The sequence below is a fragment of the Pseudomonas sp. JAI111 genome (assembly GCF_024809425.1).
Taxonomy (GTDB): Bacteria; Pseudomonadota; Gammaproteobacteria; order Pseudomonadales; family Pseudomonadaceae; genus Aquipseudomonas.
In genome coordinates, this window is the sequence record NZ_JANUCB010000003.1 from 271,370 (window position 1) to 288,262 (window position 16,893).

Below are 16,893 nucleotides of genomic sequence, written 5' to 3' on the forward strand. Positions count from 1 at the left end.
TTACAATAAATCCGGAGCCGATCATGACTGCTGACATTGCCTACCTGCAGAATCCGCAGCAGCCCCTGGAGGCTCTCCAAACCCTGTTCGACGCGCAACGCGCAGCCTACGCCGCCAACCCGATGCCGCCGGCTGCCCAGCGCCAGCAATGGCTCAAGGCCCTACGGGATATGTTGAGCAATGAGCGCGAGGTGCTGATCGATGCCATCAGCCAGGACTTCAGCCACCGCAGTGCCGATGAAACCCTGCTCGCCGAACTGATGCCCAGCCTGCACGGCATTCATTACGCCAGTCAGCACCTCAAAAGTTGGATGAAACCTTCGCGGCGCAAGGTCGGCATCGCTTTTCAGCCGGCGTCGGCCAAAGTTGTCTACCAGCCGCTGGGCGTGGTCGGCGTAATTGTGCCGTGGAACTACCCGCTGTATCTGGCCATCGGCCCGTTGGTGGGTGCGCTGTCGGCAGGCAATCGGGTGATGCTCAAACTCAGCGAGTCGACCCCCGCCACCGGTTTGCTGCTCAAGGATTTATTCGCTCGGATCTTCCCCGAAGACCTGGTTTGCGTGGTGCTGGGCGAAGCCGATGTCGGCGTGGCCTTCTCCAGATTGCGTTTCGATCACCTGCTGTTCACCGGCGCCACCAGCGTCGGTAAACACGTGATGCGCGCGGCGGCCGAGAACCTGACGCCCGTGACCCTCGAACTCGGCGGCAAATCCCCAGCCATTGTTTCGCGCGATGTGCCGCTCAAGGACGCAGCCGAACGCATCGCTTTCGGCAAAACCCTGAACGCCGGGCAAACCTGTGTTGCCCCGGACTACGTGCTGGTGCCTGAGGATCGCGTCGGCGGATTCGTCGACGCCTATCGTCAGGCGGTGCGCGGGTTTTATCCGACACTGGCCGACAACCCGGACTACACCGCCATCATCAACGACCGGCAACTGGCGCGGCTCAACGGCTATATCAGCGATGCCACCAGCAAGGGCGCGTTGCTGATTCCGCTGTTCGATCAAGGCCAGGGCCGACGCATGAGCCACAGCGTGTTGCTCAATGTCAGTGACGACATGACTGTGATGCAGGACGAAATCTTCGGCCCGGTGCTGCCCATCGTGCCGTACGCGGATCTGGATCAGGCATTTGCCTACATCAACCAGCGCCCTCGCCCGCTGGCGTTGTATTACTTCGGCTACGACAAACGCGAACAACAGCGTGTGCTCCACGAGACCCATTCCGGGGGTGTTTGCCTCAACGACACGCTGCTGCATGTCGCCCAGGACGATATGCCGTTCGGTGGCATTGGCGCCTCGGGCATGGGCCATTACCACGGTCACGAAGGTTTCCTGACCTTCAGCAAGGCCAAGGGTGTGCTGATCAAACAGCGCTTCAACGCGGCGAAACTGATTTATCCGCCGTACGGCAAAGCGATTCAGAAACTGATCCAGAAGCTGTTTATCCGCTAACGCTCACCACTGCCGGGTAATAACAATAATGAGCCCCAGCCTGCCTGCAACACCCGCGCTGTCCCGGCGCGGCCTGCTTAAATTCAGCCTCGGTGCGAGCGCTTTTCTGGCCACGGCCGGATTGGGCGCAAGCCTCAGCGGCTGCTCGTCCAGTATTCCTGCCGACGGTTTTGCGATCCTGCGCCGCGCCGACCTGCTGTTTCTTCGGGCGCTGGTGCCGGTGATGCTCAACGGCGCGGTGGCCATCGAGAAAATGCCGAATGCCGTCGCTGACACCCTGCACAGCCTGGACAACTCCCTGAATCACTTGTCGCCGGAAATGCTCAAGCTGACTCAACAATTGTTCGATGTGCTGGGGATGGCCGTGACGCGCGGACCGCTGACCGGGATCTGGGGCAGTTGGGAAAATGCCAGTGCCGATGAGATCCGGCACTTCCTCGATCGCTGGGAAAACAGTTCGTTGAGCCTGTTGCGCATGGGGCATAGCTCGTTGCTGCAACTGGTGATGATGGCGTGGTACAGCCGTGCGCAATCGTGGGTGCACTGCGGGTATCCGGGGCCGCCTACGGTTTAAGACCGTGTCGCGTCTATCGCGAGCAGGCTCGCTCCCACATTGACCGTGTTCATCCAAAAAACAATAAGAGAACCTGAGAATGCCCGTACCCGATCCGTTCCGCGAAGGCATGGCCCGTGGCTGGAAAACCCACAACGGCTCGCAACTGACCCAGGACCTGACCCTCGAAGCGGACGTGGCGATCATCGGCAGCGGTGCCGGTGGCGGGACCACCGCCGAAATCCTCAGCGCCGCCGGCTACAAGGTGCTGCTGATCGAAGAAGGCCCGCTCAAGACCAGCAGCGACTTCAAGATGCTTGAGGACCAGGCCTACACCAGCCTCTATCAGGAAGGCATCGGGCGCATGAGCAAGGATGGCGCGATCACCATCCTCCAGGGCCGCGCGGTGGGCGGAACCACGCTGATCAATTGGACATCGAGCTTTCGCACTCCGGACCCGACCCTCGAACACTGGGCCAGGGAACATGACGTCAAAGGCCACAGCTCCGTCGAGATGGCCCCCTGGTTCGAAAAAATGGAACAACGCCTGGGCGTCGCACCGTGGAGGGTGCCACCCAATGCCAACAATGACGTGATCCGCAAAGGCTGCGAAAAGCTCGGATACAGCTGGCATGTGATTCCGCGCAACGTCCGCGGCTGCTGGAACCTCGGCTATTGCGGCATGGGCTGCCCGACCAACGCCAAGCAATCCATGATGGTCACGACCATTCCGGCGACCCTGGAAAACGGCGGCGAGCTGCTTTATCTGGCCCGTGCTGAAACGCTTTCGATCAAAGACGGCAAGGTCTCCGGGCTCAAATGTGTCGCGATGGATGAACGCTGCGTTGCCCCCACCGGCAAGACAATCACGGTCAAGGCGCGGCATTACGTACTGGCCGGCGGCGGAATCAACAGCCCGGCGCTGCTCCTGCGCTCAGACGCACCCGATCCGCACAAACGCTTGGGCAAGCGTACGTTCCTGCACCTGGTGAACATGTCGGCCGGGCTGTTCGACGACGTCATCAACCCGTTCTATGGCGCGCCGCAGTCGATCTATTCCGACCATTTCCAATGGCAGGACGGCACCACCGGCAAGATGTCCTACAAACTTGAAGTACCGCCACTGCACCCGGCGCTGGCGACCACGTTGCTCGGTGGTTTCGGCGAGGAAAACGCCCGACACATGGAAAACCTGCCCCATACCCACGCCATGCTGGCGTTGTTGCGCGACGGTTTCCACCCAGACAGCCCCGGCGGCAGCGTCGAGTTGCGCGGTGACAACACGCCGGTGCTCGACTATCAGGTTTCAGCATATGCCTGGGACGGTTTGCGCCGGGCCTTCCACAGCATGGCCGAGATCCAGTTCGCCGGCGGCGCCAGCGCCGTCATGCCGATGCACGCCGACGCTCGCTATGTGAAAACCCTGGCCGAAGCGCGCACGCTGATCGACGGTTTGAGCCTGGAGTTGTATCGCACTCGCTTGGGCAGCGCTCATGTGATGGGCGGTTGCGCGATGGGCGAAGACCCGAAAAACGCGGTGACCGACAGCCTCGGTCGTCATCATCAACTGAGCAATCTGTCGATCCACGATGGCTCGCTATTCCCCACCAGCATTGGTGCAAACCCGCAATTGTCGGTCTACGGGCTGACGGCGCAACTGGCCACTTCGCTCGCCGAACGTTTGAAAAACCCATGAAAAGAGCGAATATTCCCATCGTCTATAGTGCTTTGTTACCCAACAGGCGACTTGGCCGACCGGGAAGGCTGCGATACCATCCGACTCCCCAACGGACTCCCGCCAGGACGACGCGATGAACCGAGTGTTGTACCCAGGTACCTTCGACCCTATTACCAAGGGCCATGGCGACTTGGTCGAACGCGCCGCGCGCCTGTTCGATCATGTGATCATCGCCGTCGCTGCCAGCCCGAAGAAAAACCCGTTGTTTCCCCTGGAACAGCGTGTGGAGCTGGCCCGCGAGGTCACTAAACATTTGCCGAACGTTGAAGTCGTCGGTTTCTCGACGCTGCTCGCGCACTTCGCCAAAGAGAAGAACGCCAACGTGTTCCTGCGTGGTTTGCGCGCGGTGTCGGACTTCGAATACGAATTCCAGCTGGCCAACATGAACCGTCAACTGGCGCCGGATGTGGAAAGTCTGTTTCTTACACCGTCCGAACGTTATTCGTTCATTTCCTCGACGCTGGTCCGTGAAATCGCCGCGCTGGGTGGTGATATCACCAAGTTCGTCCACCCTGCGGTGGCGGATGCCCTCACCGAGCGCTTCAAGAAGTAACGACCGCTCAAGCGGCGCCCGCGTGCACTGCGGGCGCCAATGCGGCACAATTGCGCGCATTGGTTTATTGCGCCAGGGCTCTGCGCCCCGGCTGGAGTTAGCATGTCCCTGATCATCACCGACGATTGCATCAACTGCGACGTCTGCGAACCCGAGTGCCCGAACGCCGCCATTTCCCAAGGCGAAGAGATCTACGTGATCGACCCGAACCTGTGCACGCAGTGCGTCGGTCACTACGACGAACCTCAGTGCCAGCAGGTCTGCCCGGTGGATTGCATTCCACTGGACGAGGCGCATCCGGAGACTGAAGAGCAGTTGATGGAGAAGTACCGCAAGCTTACCGGCAAGGCTTGATTCAGATAGTTTTGTAGCGACAGTGCCGGCCTCATCGCGAGCAAGCTCGCTCCCACATTAGACCGCGATCAACTGTGGGAGCGAGCTTGCTCGCGATGAGGTCATCAGCCACACAAAAAAATCCAGCTGACTTCACTCCCGCTGCTCAAACCCCTCCCCGATACACCCCAGGCACCGCACAAACGCCGCTTTCGCCGGATCCACCACCAGCGCCTGCCCGGCATCGCCGATGCCACCGCCCAGTGCGGTGAACGGCAACGACACGACAAACACCCCGGCACCGATCACCGTCGCCACGACCAGCAAAGGTCGGGCGATCAGTAAGTCACCGATCATGGCGTACGCCGGGGGATTCTGGATGGTGTAGCGCGGGTCACCGCTGCCGTTGCTGGCCGCCAGCGCGGGAGCACCGATGCTCAGCAGCAGCGCAACGACAAGGGTTCGAAACGAATTCATGGCACGGTCCTTCGGCTAGGCAGTGAGAACAATGACTATAGACCCTGGGACGTGTCAGCTCTGGCAACGCGGGCAAAAGACGCTGGCGCGCTGCCCCAGTTTCACTTCCCGAAGCTCTGTGCCACAGACTTTGCACTGTGCGCCGCCACGGCCATAGACAAACAATTCCTGCTGGAAATAACCCGGCTGACCGTCGCCGCCGATGAAGTCGCGCAGCGTGGTGCCACCGCGCTCGATAGCGGCGGCCAGAATGCGCTTGATCTCGATCGCCAGCTTCAAATAGCGTGCCCGGGAAATGCTCTTGGCCTCGCGGCGCGGATCGATGCCTGCGGCGAACAAGGCTTCGGTCGCATAGATATTGCCGACCCCGACCACTACCGCGTTATCCATGATGAACGGCTTGACCGCCATGGAGCGTCCGCGCGATTGCTGGAACAAGCGTTCGCCATCGAACAGGTCGGTCAACGGCTCCGGCCCCAGGCGAATCAGTAGTTCGTGATTGAGCGGATCGAGGCTCCAGAGCATCGCGCCAAACCGTCTCGGGTCGGTGTAACGCAGGGCCAGGCCCGACTCCAACTCGATGTCCACATGCTCATGCTTGGCCGCCGGCATGCCGACTTCCACCAGCCGCAAATTCCCCGACATGCCCAAATGGCTGATCAGCGTACCGACCTCGGCATTGATCAACAGGTACTTGGCGCGTCGTTCCACCAGCACGATGCGCTGGCCGGACAACCGCACATCGAGGTCCTCAGGAATCGGCCAGCGCAAACGGCGGTCACGCACGATCACCCGGCTGACGCGCTGGCCCTCCAGGTGGGGTGCAATTCCGCGGCGAGTGGTTTCGACTTCTGGCAGTTCAGGCATGCTGTTCTCGAATCAGGCTGTCCGACCCTCAGCGGTGAGTGCCGAGGTCGCGGATCGTTTGTTTGAGGGTGTCGAAGTCGTAGTCCGAGAGGCCGACATAATCGAGCACCAGAGGTGCGATGCTATTCCATTCATGGTCTTCGGTCTGACTACCCAGCACCCGGTACGACGCACAAATGTGTTCGGCCATTTTCAAGATCGCCAGCAGGTTCTTGAGCTGGGCGTTACGCGAAGACTCGTCGCTGAAAATCGCCAACGCATTGTGGTGATTGGCGATGGCCGCACTCACATGCTCCGGCAGGCGCCAGGATTTGGCGGTGTAGTACCCGACGACGGCGTGGTTGGTATTGAACACCCGATTTTCGGTGTCGACCACTCGGCACTCGGCACTGGCGTTGGCGTAAGCCTCCTCCACCACGCTCATGTAATTGGGGAAACGCTGCAGCATCAGGGGCACGCCGCAGTCGTGGAACAGACCCAACGCATACGCCTCGTCACCTGCCTGGGCGCCGATACGCTTGGCCAGGGTCAGGCACGTCATTGCCACGTCCTGGGACGTATCCCAGAACCGGTTCAAGGTGACGATGGTGTCGTCGTTCATCTCGCCCTTGATCGACTGCGCGTTGATCAGGTTGATGACCGAGCGGCTACCCAGCAGATTCACCGCACGCTGGATCGAGGCAATCTTGTTGCTCAAGCCGTAATACGGCGAGTTGATGATCTTCAGCAAAGCCCCAGAGAGTCCCGGGTCCTGGGAGATCAGCTTGGCGATCACCTCCAGGTCTGGGTCGGGCATGTACTGCTCCATCTGCAAATCCACCATGATCTGCGGTTGGGCCGGCACGCTGATGCCTTGCAGGGACTGTTGGATCTGTTCGGTCGTCAGCTCTTGGGACATAAGTACACACTCTGGGTCAGGCGGCGATTCTAACCCTTATAAAGTTGGATCCGACACCTTGGCGGCGACATCGCCCGCAGTTTAATCAAATGCCCGGCGGCCTCACCGCATGTCCATCCGCCAAACCGTGGCCTTGCGCAACACGCTATACTCCCGCTCTTTTTTCCGGAGCGACGTCATGTCCCTGCCTAGCCTGCGCCTCAAAGCCAACGCCGACCGTCGCCTGCGAAACGGCCACCTGTGGGTCTACAGCAATGAAATCGATGTAGCCGCCACCCCGTTACACGCCTTCAAGGCCGGTGACCAGGCGATCCTCGAAGCGGCCGGCGGCAAGACGCTGGGCATCGTTGCCATGAGCCCGAACAACCTGATCTGCGCACGTCTGCTGTCGCGCGACATCAAGCTGCCATTGGACAAATCGCTGCTGGTGCATCGCCTGAACGTCGCCCTGTCCCTGCGCGACCGCCTGTTCGACAAGCCGTTCTACCGCCTGGTCTACGGTGACTCGGACCTGCTGCCGGGCCTGGTGGTCGACCGTTTCGGCGACATCCTGGTGGTGCAGATCGCTTCGGCGACCATGGAAGCCCATAAAGAAGACGTGATCGCGGCGCTGACCCAAGTGCTCAAGCCAAGCGGCATTCTGTTCAAGAATGACTCCGCGGCCCGTGACGCCGAAGGCCTCAACCGTTACGTCGAAACCGTGTTCGGCCTGGTGCCGGAGTGGGTAGCGCTGGAAGAGAACGGCGTGAAATTCGAAGCGCCGGTCATCCAGGGCCAGAAAACCGGCTGGTTCTACGATCACCGCATGAACCGCGCGCGCCTGGCGCCTTACGCCAAAGGCAAACGCGTACTGGACCTGTACAGCTACATCGGCGGCTGGGGCGTGCAAGCGGCCGCTTTCGGTGCCAGTGAAGTGTTCTGCGTCGACGCCTCCGCCTTCGCCCTCGACGGCGTCGAGCGCAACGCCGCGCTGAACGGTTTCGCCGAGAAAATGACCTGCATCGAAGGCGACGTGTTCGAAGCCCTGAAAGAGCTGAAAGCCAGCGAAGAACGTTTCGACGTGATCGTGGCCGATCCTCCGGCGTTCATCAAACGCAAGAAAGACATGAAGAACGGTGAAGGCGCTTACCGTCGCCTGAACGAGCAAGCCATGCGCCTGCTCAGCAAGGACGGCATCCTGGTCAGCGCTTCGTGCTCGATGCACCTGCCGGAAGATGACCTGCAGAACATCCTGCTGACCAGCGCCCGTCACCTGGATCGCAACATCCAGATGCTCGAGCGTGGCGGTCAGGGCCCGGATCATCCGGTTCACCCGGCCATCGCCGAAACCCGCTACATCAAAAGCATCACCTGCCGTCTGCTGCCAAACAGCTGATCAAGCCGGTTTTGAAGGGGGGAGCCAATCGGCTCCCCTTCTGTTATCTGTTATTTAATTCCTGGCGTCCTACCCTGGCAGCCTACTGGCTTGCAGGAAGTTTCCCTGTACTTCTTGTTTTACCGGATAGAACTTACAAAATTAATTGTTCTGTAGGACCGATCCGACACAATTACTAGAAGCCTCTTACCTAATATCTCCTTGATAAGCCTCCATTACTATCTATGATTGAGTTGTCACCACGAGGTGGCGCTCACTTTCAATTACAAGGAGTTCCAACATGAAAGCAATTACTCTGGAAGCTAACAAAATCGCCAACCTGGCTTTTCTGGTTGCTCCAAAAGCCCGCTAAGTAGATAAAACGCTGGGGAGTGCCGGCTACCCAGCGTTTCCGACGCAGTGTCCAGAGAGAGCGCGATCCACATGCATATAAACCCGCATCTATTCATACTTCCGCGCACGCCCGGTCAAATTGTCTGGGATTACAAGAATCACAAACAATTTGAACTCAACCTGAAGTATTCAACCCGACTCGCCGAACTTATCGACGACCCGAACAACTTCAATGGCCAACATACTATTGATGCACAACTTCTAAGTGCGGGCATCATATCAACGACAACGCTCGTCACAGTTGAATGGGGTTGGGATGAACTGTCGAAGATATTTCATATCGGCACCAAGAACATCCCTTGCAACCATGTACCACACGATATTCATGAATGGTCGAAACAGTATCTCGACCATTGCACCGAGGTGTTGACCACACCCGCACCGCAAGCACGAGCCTGCGAACGCTCGGCGGACGCGCTGACGGTCCTGCCAAAACCTTGCAGGCTGCCGCAAGGCTCGCTGGCAGAGGCTCTGATCAAGCGAAAAACCTGTCGCGCCTTCACCGGTGAAGCCGTTTCCCTGGAGTCCGTCAGCACGCTTTTATACCTGTCTCTCGGCTATCTGCATGAACGTGAAAACGACATCGACGACGGCGTCGTCGAAGGTCTCGGCGCGCGTCGAAGCAGCCCCTCGGGTGGCGGGCTGAATGCATGCGAAGGTTTTCTTCTGGTGCAAAACGTCATTGGCCTCGAACCCGGCCTTTACGCCTATCGCCCCGCCGAACACACGCTGAGTTTCATCAGACCATTGCCTGTTCAGCCGTTGGGGCAGCTGCTTTGCGGGCAGCATTTCATCAACAACTTGCCCGTCGGGCTATTCATCACCAGCCGCTTCGACAAGCTGTGGTGGAAATACGAACACTCGCGCGCCTACCGAATGGCCTACGTCGAGGCCGGTCATATTTCCCAGACGTTTCAATTGGTGGCCACCGCGCAGGGGTTGCACACCTGGTTAACGGGCGCATTGACCGACAATCAGGTCGAAGCACTGCTGGGACTTGAAGACAGCGCGGAGCAGCCGCTGTTTTTTGTCGGCTGTGGCCAGAGCGACGGGCAGGTGATGTGCATGGAGTTAAAAGCGCTGTTGAACGCTCAGGGGCAGGAACAATGACCGGCTCCAATACCGCGCCCGCCTACGCCCCCGCCTCGTGGGCCCAGCGCTTCACCCTCGGCGACTGGAATACCCGAGCCTCGGTAAGAACCAGCCAGCACAACTACCGGCTACCTCTGGATCTGGCGCAACAACTGGAAACCCGCCACTGGTTTCCACCGGCGTTTCTGCCTTACCTGAATCACCCGGAGATCAAGGCAGCCGGTAAAACGCTTGCTCATCGCCTGTGCGCCAACCATTTGGTGTATTTCCTCGACTACACCACCCTGCTTGAGCACCGGATCGTCAACCGATCCGTTGAAACCATCATCCACAATGAGCTCGGCGTCTCCATTCCTTCACGAATGAAAACGGCTGCGCTTCAGCTCTACACGGACGAGGGTTACCACGCACTGTTCTCCCATCAACTCGCCGAACAAATTGCCGACTGCTACGGCATCACCGATCGACCGGTCGTGCCTCAACGGATAGCCCGGCTGAACGCCCTGATCGATGGTGCACCGGACAAACACAAAGCGCTGGCCTGGTTTCTCGTCGGATTCGTCTCGGAGACGATCATTGCCAAGGAATTGCTCGACGTTTGTCGCGACGAACTGGTGTGTAGCGTTCAGGCAATGCTCAGAGACCACCTCACCGACGAGGCGCGACACAGCCGTTATTTTTCTGAGGTGTTCCACTTCCTGTGGTTGCAGCTCAGTAGCGGTCAACGCACGTTCACCGCCAGGTTGCTCCTGGAAATCCTGCTGGTTTTCTTTGAAGCGGATGAACGCTGGCTTGGCGAAAGCCTGCGCAGCGCCGGCCTTGGTGAGGCGTTTGTCGTAGAGATACTGTGCGAGCTGACGTCCCCGTCCGCCTGCCAGCGCCGTGCTCGATCAGGTGCTGGCGCGACGTTGAGCGCATTGAACAAAGCGGGATTCTTCGACCTGCCTGCCAATCGCCAGCTGTTCTCCAGGGCAGGGCTTTTCGATGAGTGAAGGGAAAGAGAGCGTTGCTATAAAAAAACGTCGAGCGGCGGTCATTCTGTTGCTGACGATGGTATTACTCGGTGTATTTCCCCTCGACGTATTGCTGCCTTCCTTCCCCGCGCTGGCTGAACATTTCCGGACCACGCCAGCCGACATCGCCCTTTCCATCAGCTTGTTCGCGATCGGCATCTCGCTGTCTCAACTGCTGATCGGACCGCTCTCGGATGTCATCGGGCGCAAGGGCTTGCTGCTGGCGGGCATGGTGGTCTCCATAGTTGGCGCGCTGGGTTGTGTGACGTCGACCGAGTACGCCTGGTTCCTCATGTTCAGGTTAGTCCAGGCGATCGGCTGCGGCTGTTTTGTCCTCTCGCAGGCACTGGTTCAGGACCTGTTCGACGGCAAGGAACGCGACCAACTGCGGATTCTCATGGTCACCGCCAGCGGTATCTTCATTTCAGTTTCGCCACTGGCAGGCACCGTGCTGCAACACGCCATGGACTGGCCGGGGAGCTTTATAGCCTTTATCGCGTTGGCCGCGGCGGTGTTCCTCAAGGCCTGTTTCTTTCTTGAAAACCTGCGCCCCGCTACCGCCCCCAGCCAAGGCATGCTCCAGTCGTACCGAATGATCTGTCGCGACGCAGGTTTCCTCGGTTATTGGCTGATCGCCGCCATCGCCTTCACCTGCCACTTTTCCTTCATTGTCATCTCGCCGCTGATCTTCATGGAGCAGTTACAGCTTTCGCCGTACGAATTCTCCCTGACCCTGCTGTTTTACGGCGTGGCCTACCTGTTCGGCGGAGTCGTCGCTCGAGTGCTTGCCAACCGGATCGCACCGAACACGCAAATCATTGTGGGTCTTGGCCTGATCTTCCTTTCGGGCATCTTGATGCTCTGGCTATCGGCAACGCTGGGGCTTTCAATCCAGACAATACTGATCCCGATGATCGTCTGCACCGCTGGCACAACCATCGCCCGTCCGGTCGCGACGTCCAAAGCCATGGACATATTCCCGGACAACGCCGGCACGTCGGCCTCGGCCGGCAACACCCTGGTATTTGTCTTCGGTGGAATGGTCAGCGCGCTGATCAACTTGAGCGCCAGTCATCTGCCGGTGACGCTTGCCTTCAGTTTCCTGGCATTGAGCGCCGTGGGAATAGGCCTCAATGCGCTGATCAGCCGACGGCATCAGGCAATGAGTACCGACTGATGCCTGCCAGTCGTCATCCCGCACGCCCCGTCACCGCCAGATCAACGCTTCCCGGCATTCCCTCCTGACGCCAGCCGTGTAGAATCGCGACATTCATCGCCAGTCATCCCCCGGCGGGTTTATGAGCTCAAGCTGAAGCGCGCGGCGATCCCGCAAAGTTATCGGCAACTTCCGGACACACGGCCATTTCTGGGTGTTCCAGACGTCAATAGAAGCTCACTTCCCTTTTGATACCTGATTAGCCGCCCGGAGTGCTTCATGCCTGATTACCGCTCGAAAACATCCACCCACGGCCGCAATATGGCCGGTGCCCGCGCACTGTGGCGCGCCACGGGGATGAAAGATGACGACTTCAAAAAGCCGATCATCGCCATTGCCAACTCCTTCACCCAGTTCGTACCGGGCCATGTCCACCTCAAGGACCTCGGTCAACTGGTCGCCCGCGAGATCGAACGCGCGGGCGGTGTCGCCAAGGAATTCAACACCATCGCCGTGGATGACGGCATCGCCATGGGCCACGACGGCATGCTGTATTCGCTGCCGAGCCGCGAGATCATCGCCGACTCCGTCGAGTACATGGTCAACGCCCACTGCGCCGACGCCATCGTCTGCATCTCCAACTGCGACAAGATCACCCCCGGCATGCTGATGGCCGCCCTGCGCCTGAACATCCCGGTGATCTTCGTTTCCGGCGGCCCGATGGAAGCCGGCAAGACCAAACTCGCCTCCCACGGCCTCGACCTGGTCGACGCCATGGTGATCGCCGCCGACTCCAGCGCTTCTGACGAGAAAGTCGCCGAGTACGAGCGTAGCGCCTGCCCGACGTGCGGCTCGTGCTCCGGCATGTTCACCGCCAACTCGATGAACTGCCTGGTTGAAGCCCTGGGCCTGGCATTGCCGGGCAACGGTTCGACCCTCGCCACCCACAGTGACCGCGAACAGCTGTTCCTGCAGGCCGGCCGCACCATCGTCGAGCTGTGCAAGCGTTACTACGGCGAGAACGACGAGTCGGTCTTGCCGCGCAACATCGCCAACTTCAAGGCATTCGAAAATGCCATGACCCTGGACATCGCCATGGGCGGTTCCACCAACACCATCCTGCACTTGCTGGCTGCGGCCCAGGAAGCCGAGATCGATTTCGACCTGCGCGACATCGACCGTCTCTCCCGTCACGTGCCGCAACTGTGCAAAGTCGCGCCGAATATCCAGAAGTACCACATGGAAGACGTGCACCGTGCCGGCGGGATCTTCAGCATCCTCGGCTCGCTGGCCCGTGGCGGCCTGCTGCACACCGAACTGCCGACCGTACACAGCAAGACTCTGGCAGAAGGCATCGCCAAGTGGGACATCACCCAGACCGACGACGAAGCCGTGCATCACTTCTTCAAGGCCGGTCCTGCGGGCATTCCGACGCAGACTGCATTCAGCCAGTCGACCCGCTGGGAAACCCTGGATGACGACCGTGAAAACGGCTGCATCCGCAGTGTCGAACATGCTTACTCGAAAGAAGGCGGCCTGGCCGTTCTCTACGGCAACATCGCGCTGGACGGCTGTGTGGTGAAAACCGCCGGCGTCGACGAATCGATCCACGTCTTCGAAGGCAACGCGAAGATCTTCGAAAGCCAGGACAGCGCCGTACGCGGCATCCTCGCTGACGAAGTGAAGGCCGGCGACATCGTGATCATTCGTTACGAAGGCCCGAAAGGCGGTCCGGGCATGCAGGAAATGCTGTACCCGACGTCTTACCTGAAATCCAAAGGCCTGGGCAAAGCTTGCGCCCTGCTCACCGACGGCCGTTTCTCCGGCGGCACCTCGGGCCTGTCCATCGGCCACGCTTCTCCGGAAGCGGCAGCGGGCGGCGCGATTGGTCTGGTGCAGGACGGCGATAAAGTGCTGATCGACATTCCGAACCGCTCGATCAACCTGTTGATCAGCGACGAAGAGATGGCCGGACGCCGTGCCGAGCAGGATCAGAAAGGCTGGAAGCCAGTGGAAAAACGTCCGCGTAAAGTGACTACGGCCCTGAAAGCCTACGCCCTGCTGGCGACCAGCGCCGACAAGGGTGCTGTGCGTAACAAGGCGATGCTCGACGGGCTGTAACCCTTAACCGTCGAACGAAAAAATACCCCGCACTTGGCGGGGTATTTTTTTGTCGATCGTTCCCACGCTCTGCGTGGGCATGCAGCCCGTGACGCTCCGCGTCACTGGACGCGGAGCGTCCCTTGAGGCATTCCCACGCGGGAGCGTGGGAACGATCATCATGCCCCGCCAAGTGCGGGGCTTTTTTATGGTGATGAGATCTCGCTTCAAGGCCCCACCAGCAGGGATTGCAGATACTCGTAAAGTTCGCCGGCGCTTTTTTTATAACCTTCACCATTCAGGTGAATCAGATCATTTTGAGCCAAATGCGCTGCCTGCCAGCGCTCAATTGAACAGGCGCCGCCCATGTAACCTTGCCAGTCCCAGAACAAGGCCGCGGCCTTCAGTGCTGCTTGTCTTTGAATTTGAATGATCTGAGCCAGTTTTGCCGGTTGGCGCCCGGCGCATGAGTCAGCGGACCGTTGTTTTATCGAGTCTGCTGGCCCGACCAGCAAGATCACGGTATCAGGCAAGGCGCGTCGCAACAGGGCAAGCTTTTCGCTCAGGTCAGCCTCATAAAGTGTCAGGTCCAGATCGTCATCAAATGCTTCATTCCCCCCATACGCGAGTACCAGCAAGTCCGGGCGCAAGGCTTGCAGTGTGCTTAGCCAGCCGTCTTGCCACTTGTCGAGAATCTTCAACATCGCACCATTGACACCTAATGCGGAGTACGTGACCCCATTCTCCGTCAAAGACTCGATGTTCCAACCTCCCAGTTCTACGTCCTGACTCGAGGCTATCACCAGATCCACTGGCAGACTTACGGGTTGGATAGCCGGGCTGAAACGCCACTTTCCGGATGTCGGCAACAACTCGACACTGGTCGAGCTCCCTCCAGCACTGGCGATCAGTTGGCTATTGGAGAGCGCACGGTACAGCGCCGAAATTCTATATACGCCTTCGTTCGACGTTCGTGATTCGATATGTACCCCTGCCTTCGGGCCCATGGGTAGCGACAGATACCCCCCCAATGGAAACTCGCCGCTGTACTGATTGCGACTGGAAACCAGACGCCATTGCCCATCTACCGTCGACAGAACAATTTGATCGTAACGAGTGCCTGGTACAGGCATCGCCGCGATAAAGCCTATGCCGCCGGCGCCATATTGTTGCTGGAACAGGCGGCGCATTTCGCCGGTGAACAAATCGGCAGCCGTGTGAGAGTCGCCCAGTTGCACAATACTGATCGACGTATTGCGCGAGGCCTTTAGTTTGCCCACCAGCTTACTCAAGTTCAGGGGCGCGGCCCCTTGAGGCACGCCTGGTGAAATGACGTGATCATTTCCCGGCATCAACTCAGCCGCTGCACTAGTGCAAAGCCAGCCATATCCGCTCAACGTGGCGATAACCCACGCGATAAAGACCCGATTTAATCGTCGCATGCCCCCGTTCCTTCGGTCGTCGCCCGAACCAACTGCCCCAGCGCCAATCACCCAGTGACTAACCAATGAATATAGGCAGCAGACAGCCACTGCGCGTCGTTATTGCGAACAATAAAAAGCCCCGCATTGGCGGGGCCTGTCGCGTCCACACACTGTGCAGGGGCGATTATCGTGGCCTTTACTGAATCTCTTCCGGCTTGACGATCACCCAGTTCTTGTCTGCCGTCACAGGCAACCCTTCCTTGGCCTGGGCTGTCGCGTTTTTGGCCATCATGCCGTTCATCTGGGTCATGTATTTGTCTTTGCGGTTGACCCACAAGTGGATGCCGCCCTTGGCCACGTCAACGCTGTGGAACAGCATGTAACCGTCGCTGCTTGGGGTGTCGCCGCCAACCAATACCGGTTTTTTCCACTCGTCGATGTAGGTCAGGATTGCGGCTTGCTTGCCCGCCATCCAGGTAGCCGGTGTCCACAGGTACGGCGTCAGCTCCAGGCCCAGGTTGGCCTTCTCGTCATACTTGCCCGCCGTGATTTGCTTGCGTGCGGTGGTCAGCTCGCCAGTCTTGCGGTCCTTGAGCATCGTGGTCACGCCGATGACGTTCTGCGGTTTGACGTTGTAGCCGTACTTCGGATCGGCAGCGACCATGCGCACCAGTTCTTCGGAGGCGGCGGTCATCACGTAGACCTCGATGCCGTTCTCCATCAACTTGTTATAGAGCTCAGCCTGGCCGGTAAATACTTTCGGCGGGTTGACGTCGAGGTTTTTGACTACATCGCCGTCGTAGTACGTGGTCGGTACCGGTTTGCCGGAGGCCATCAACTCATCGACATACCCTTTGAGCTCGGTGAGGGTGAAGCCGGAGAACACCTGGGCGACCCATGGGTAGCAGACCATGTCGTCGACTTCGCAGAGGCGATAGTAGTAGCTGAACAGGCTTTCCTTGTGGTCGGCGGTGTCTTTGAATGGAATCAGTTTCAGGGAGGGATCGAGTTTCTCGCGGGTGATCAGGCCCTTGTTTTCCATGAACGGCAACAACGATTCTTCGAGGTCGTAGCGGTAACTGGTGTTGTCCATGTCGAATACCGCGAAATTACCTTTGTTGGCGTTGGCCGCAATCATCGCGTCCAGTGCCTTGGCCTGATCGGCAGGCCAATGCTTCAAATCCGTGGCGAAGGCCTGACCGGCCAGGCCAAGGCCAAAACTCAATCCCAACGCAGCAGCCAGAAATTTCGGTGCGAACTTCATCGGCATGATTCCCTTATAAAAGATCCTGATGTAGAGGCATCGACGCTAACAAATAAGTGTGACAGTCACCGTCTGTCAGCGACTGCTCACGTCCCTATTGCGCCAGCTGCATCCCTGAGAGCGACGCGTGCTTATTCCAAAAACGACGGATTCCATACGTTTTTGATATTAATTCATTGGAAATCAAACTGTTAGGCTTGCCG

At 59.0% G+C, this 16,893-nt stretch carries 15 protein-coding genes; 10 read left to right on the top strand and 5 right to left on the bottom strand.

All coding sequences use genetic code 11. The features are described 5' to 3' along the window. Positions 1 to 23 precede the first annotated feature (23 nt). From HNR03_RS12165 to HNR03_RS12185, 5 genes are all read left to right on the top strand, one after another. The gene (locus tag HNR03_RS12165) at positions 24 to 1,454 is read left to right on the top strand and encodes a coniferyl aldehyde dehydrogenase (protein WP_259153769.1); all 1,431 of its coding nucleotides are present in this window, start codon (positions 24 to 26) and stop codon (positions 1,452 to 1,454) included. Between the two features lie 28 nt (positions 1,455 to 1,482). Further along, the gene (locus tag HNR03_RS12170) at positions 1,483 to 2,028 is read left to right on the top strand and encodes a twin-arginine translocation pathway signal protein (RefSeq protein WP_259153770.1); all 546 of its coding nucleotides are present in this window, start codon (positions 1,483 to 1,485) and stop codon (positions 2,026 to 2,028) included. Between the two features lie 79 nt (positions 2,029 to 2,107). After that, the gene (locus HNR03_RS12175) at positions 2,108 to 3,703 is read left to right on the top strand and encodes a GMC family oxidoreductase (RefSeq protein ID WP_222588864.1); all 1,596 of its coding nucleotides are present in this window, start codon (positions 2,108 to 2,110) and stop codon (positions 3,701 to 3,703) included. A gap of 115 nt (positions 3,704 to 3,818) precedes the next feature. Continuing rightward, positions 3,819 to 4,298 carry a pantetheine-phosphate adenylyltransferase gene (gene coaD, locus HNR03_RS12180; RefSeq protein WP_007945531.1) on the top strand — a complete coding sequence of 160 codons (480 nt, stop codon included), beginning with the start codon at positions 3,819 to 3,821 and terminating at the stop codon, positions 4,296 to 4,298. 102 nt (positions 4,299 to 4,400) lie between these two features. Then, entirely contained in the window at positions 4,401 to 4,652 is a 252-nt protein-coding gene (locus HNR03_RS12185; protein WP_008150569.1) for a YfhL family 4Fe-4S dicluster ferredoxin, read from the top strand. Between the two features lie 132 nt (positions 4,653 to 4,784). Here the strand turns inward: HNR03_RS12185 and HNR03_RS12190 are convergent, their stop codons facing one another. Genes HNR03_RS12190 through HNR03_RS12200 form a run of 3 tightly spaced genes read right to left on the bottom strand, consistent with a single transcriptional unit; the run spans position 4,785 to position 6,819 of the window. Next, positions 4,785 to 5,108 (bottom strand): multidrug transporter, encoded by a 324-nt coding sequence (locus tag HNR03_RS12190; protein WP_222588865.1) that lies wholly within the window; start codon positions 5,106 to 5,108, stop codon positions 4,785 to 4,787. 54 nt (positions 5,109 to 5,162) lie between these two features. Continuing rightward, positions 5,163 to 5,975 (bottom strand): bifunctional DNA-formamidopyrimidine glycosylase/DNA-(apurinic or apyrimidinic site) lyase, encoded by an 813-nt coding sequence (gene mutM, locus HNR03_RS12195; protein WP_090178527.1) that lies wholly within the window; start codon positions 5,973 to 5,975, stop codon positions 5,163 to 5,165. 28 nt (positions 5,976 to 6,003) lie between these two features. Beyond that, positions 6,004 to 6,819, bottom strand: a complete 816-nt coding sequence (locus HNR03_RS12200) for an HDOD domain-containing protein (RefSeq protein WP_222590303.1) — start codon at positions 6,817 to 6,819, stop codon at positions 6,004 to 6,006. Between the two features lie 232 nt (positions 6,820 to 7,051). Between HNR03_RS12200 and HNR03_RS12205 the strand changes: the two genes are divergently transcribed. From HNR03_RS12205 to ilvD, 5 genes are all read left to right on the top strand, one after another. Next, positions 7,052 to 8,248 (top strand): class I SAM-dependent rRNA methyltransferase, encoded by a 1,197-nt coding sequence (locus tag HNR03_RS12205; protein WP_222588866.1) that lies wholly within the window; start codon positions 7,052 to 7,054, stop codon positions 8,246 to 8,248. A gap of 423 nt (positions 8,249 to 8,671) precedes the next feature. Next, on the top strand, positions 8,672 to 9,751 hold the full coding sequence (locus tag HNR03_RS12210; RefSeq protein ID WP_259153788.1) for a SagB/ThcOx family dehydrogenase: 1,080 nt from the start codon (positions 8,672 to 8,674) through the stop codon (positions 9,749 to 9,751). Then, positions 9,748 to 10,725 (top strand): diiron oxygenase, encoded by a 978-nt coding sequence (locus HNR03_RS12215; RefSeq protein ID WP_259153791.1) that lies wholly within the window; start codon positions 9,748 to 9,750, stop codon positions 10,723 to 10,725. Before HNR03_RS12210 ends, HNR03_RS12215 begins: the two co-directional genes overlap by 4 nt. Beyond that, a complete protein-coding gene (locus tag HNR03_RS12220; protein WP_259153797.1) occupies positions 10,718 to 11,923 on the top strand; it encodes an MFS transporter in 1,206 nt (401 codons plus the stop codon). The genes HNR03_RS12215 and HNR03_RS12220 overlap by 8 nt, the downstream gene beginning before the upstream one ends. A 258-nt stretch (positions 11,924 to 12,181) precedes the next feature. Then, positions 12,182 to 14,023 carry a dihydroxy-acid dehydratase gene (gene ilvD / locus HNR03_RS12225; RefSeq protein WP_090178511.1) on the top strand — a complete coding sequence of 614 codons (1,842 nt, stop codon included), beginning with the start codon at positions 12,182 to 12,184 and terminating at the stop codon, positions 14,021 to 14,023. Positions 14,024 to 14,229: 206 nt separating this feature from the next. On the opposite strand, the gene HNR03_RS12230 is transcribed toward ilvD, so the two are convergent. Both HNR03_RS12230 and HNR03_RS12235 read right to left on the bottom strand, forming a co-directional pair. After that, a complete protein-coding gene (locus HNR03_RS12230; protein ID WP_259153799.1) occupies positions 14,230 to 15,444 on the bottom strand; it encodes an SGNH/GDSL hydrolase family protein in 1,215 nt (404 codons plus the stop codon). A 178-nt stretch (positions 15,445 to 15,622) separates the two neighbouring features. Then, positions 15,623 to 16,690 carry a haloacid dehalogenase-like hydrolase gene (locus HNR03_RS12235; protein WP_259153800.1) on the bottom strand — a complete coding sequence of 356 codons (1,068 nt, stop codon included), beginning with the start codon at positions 16,688 to 16,690 and terminating at the stop codon, positions 15,623 to 15,625. Positions 16,691 to 16,893: the final 203 nt, after the last annotated feature.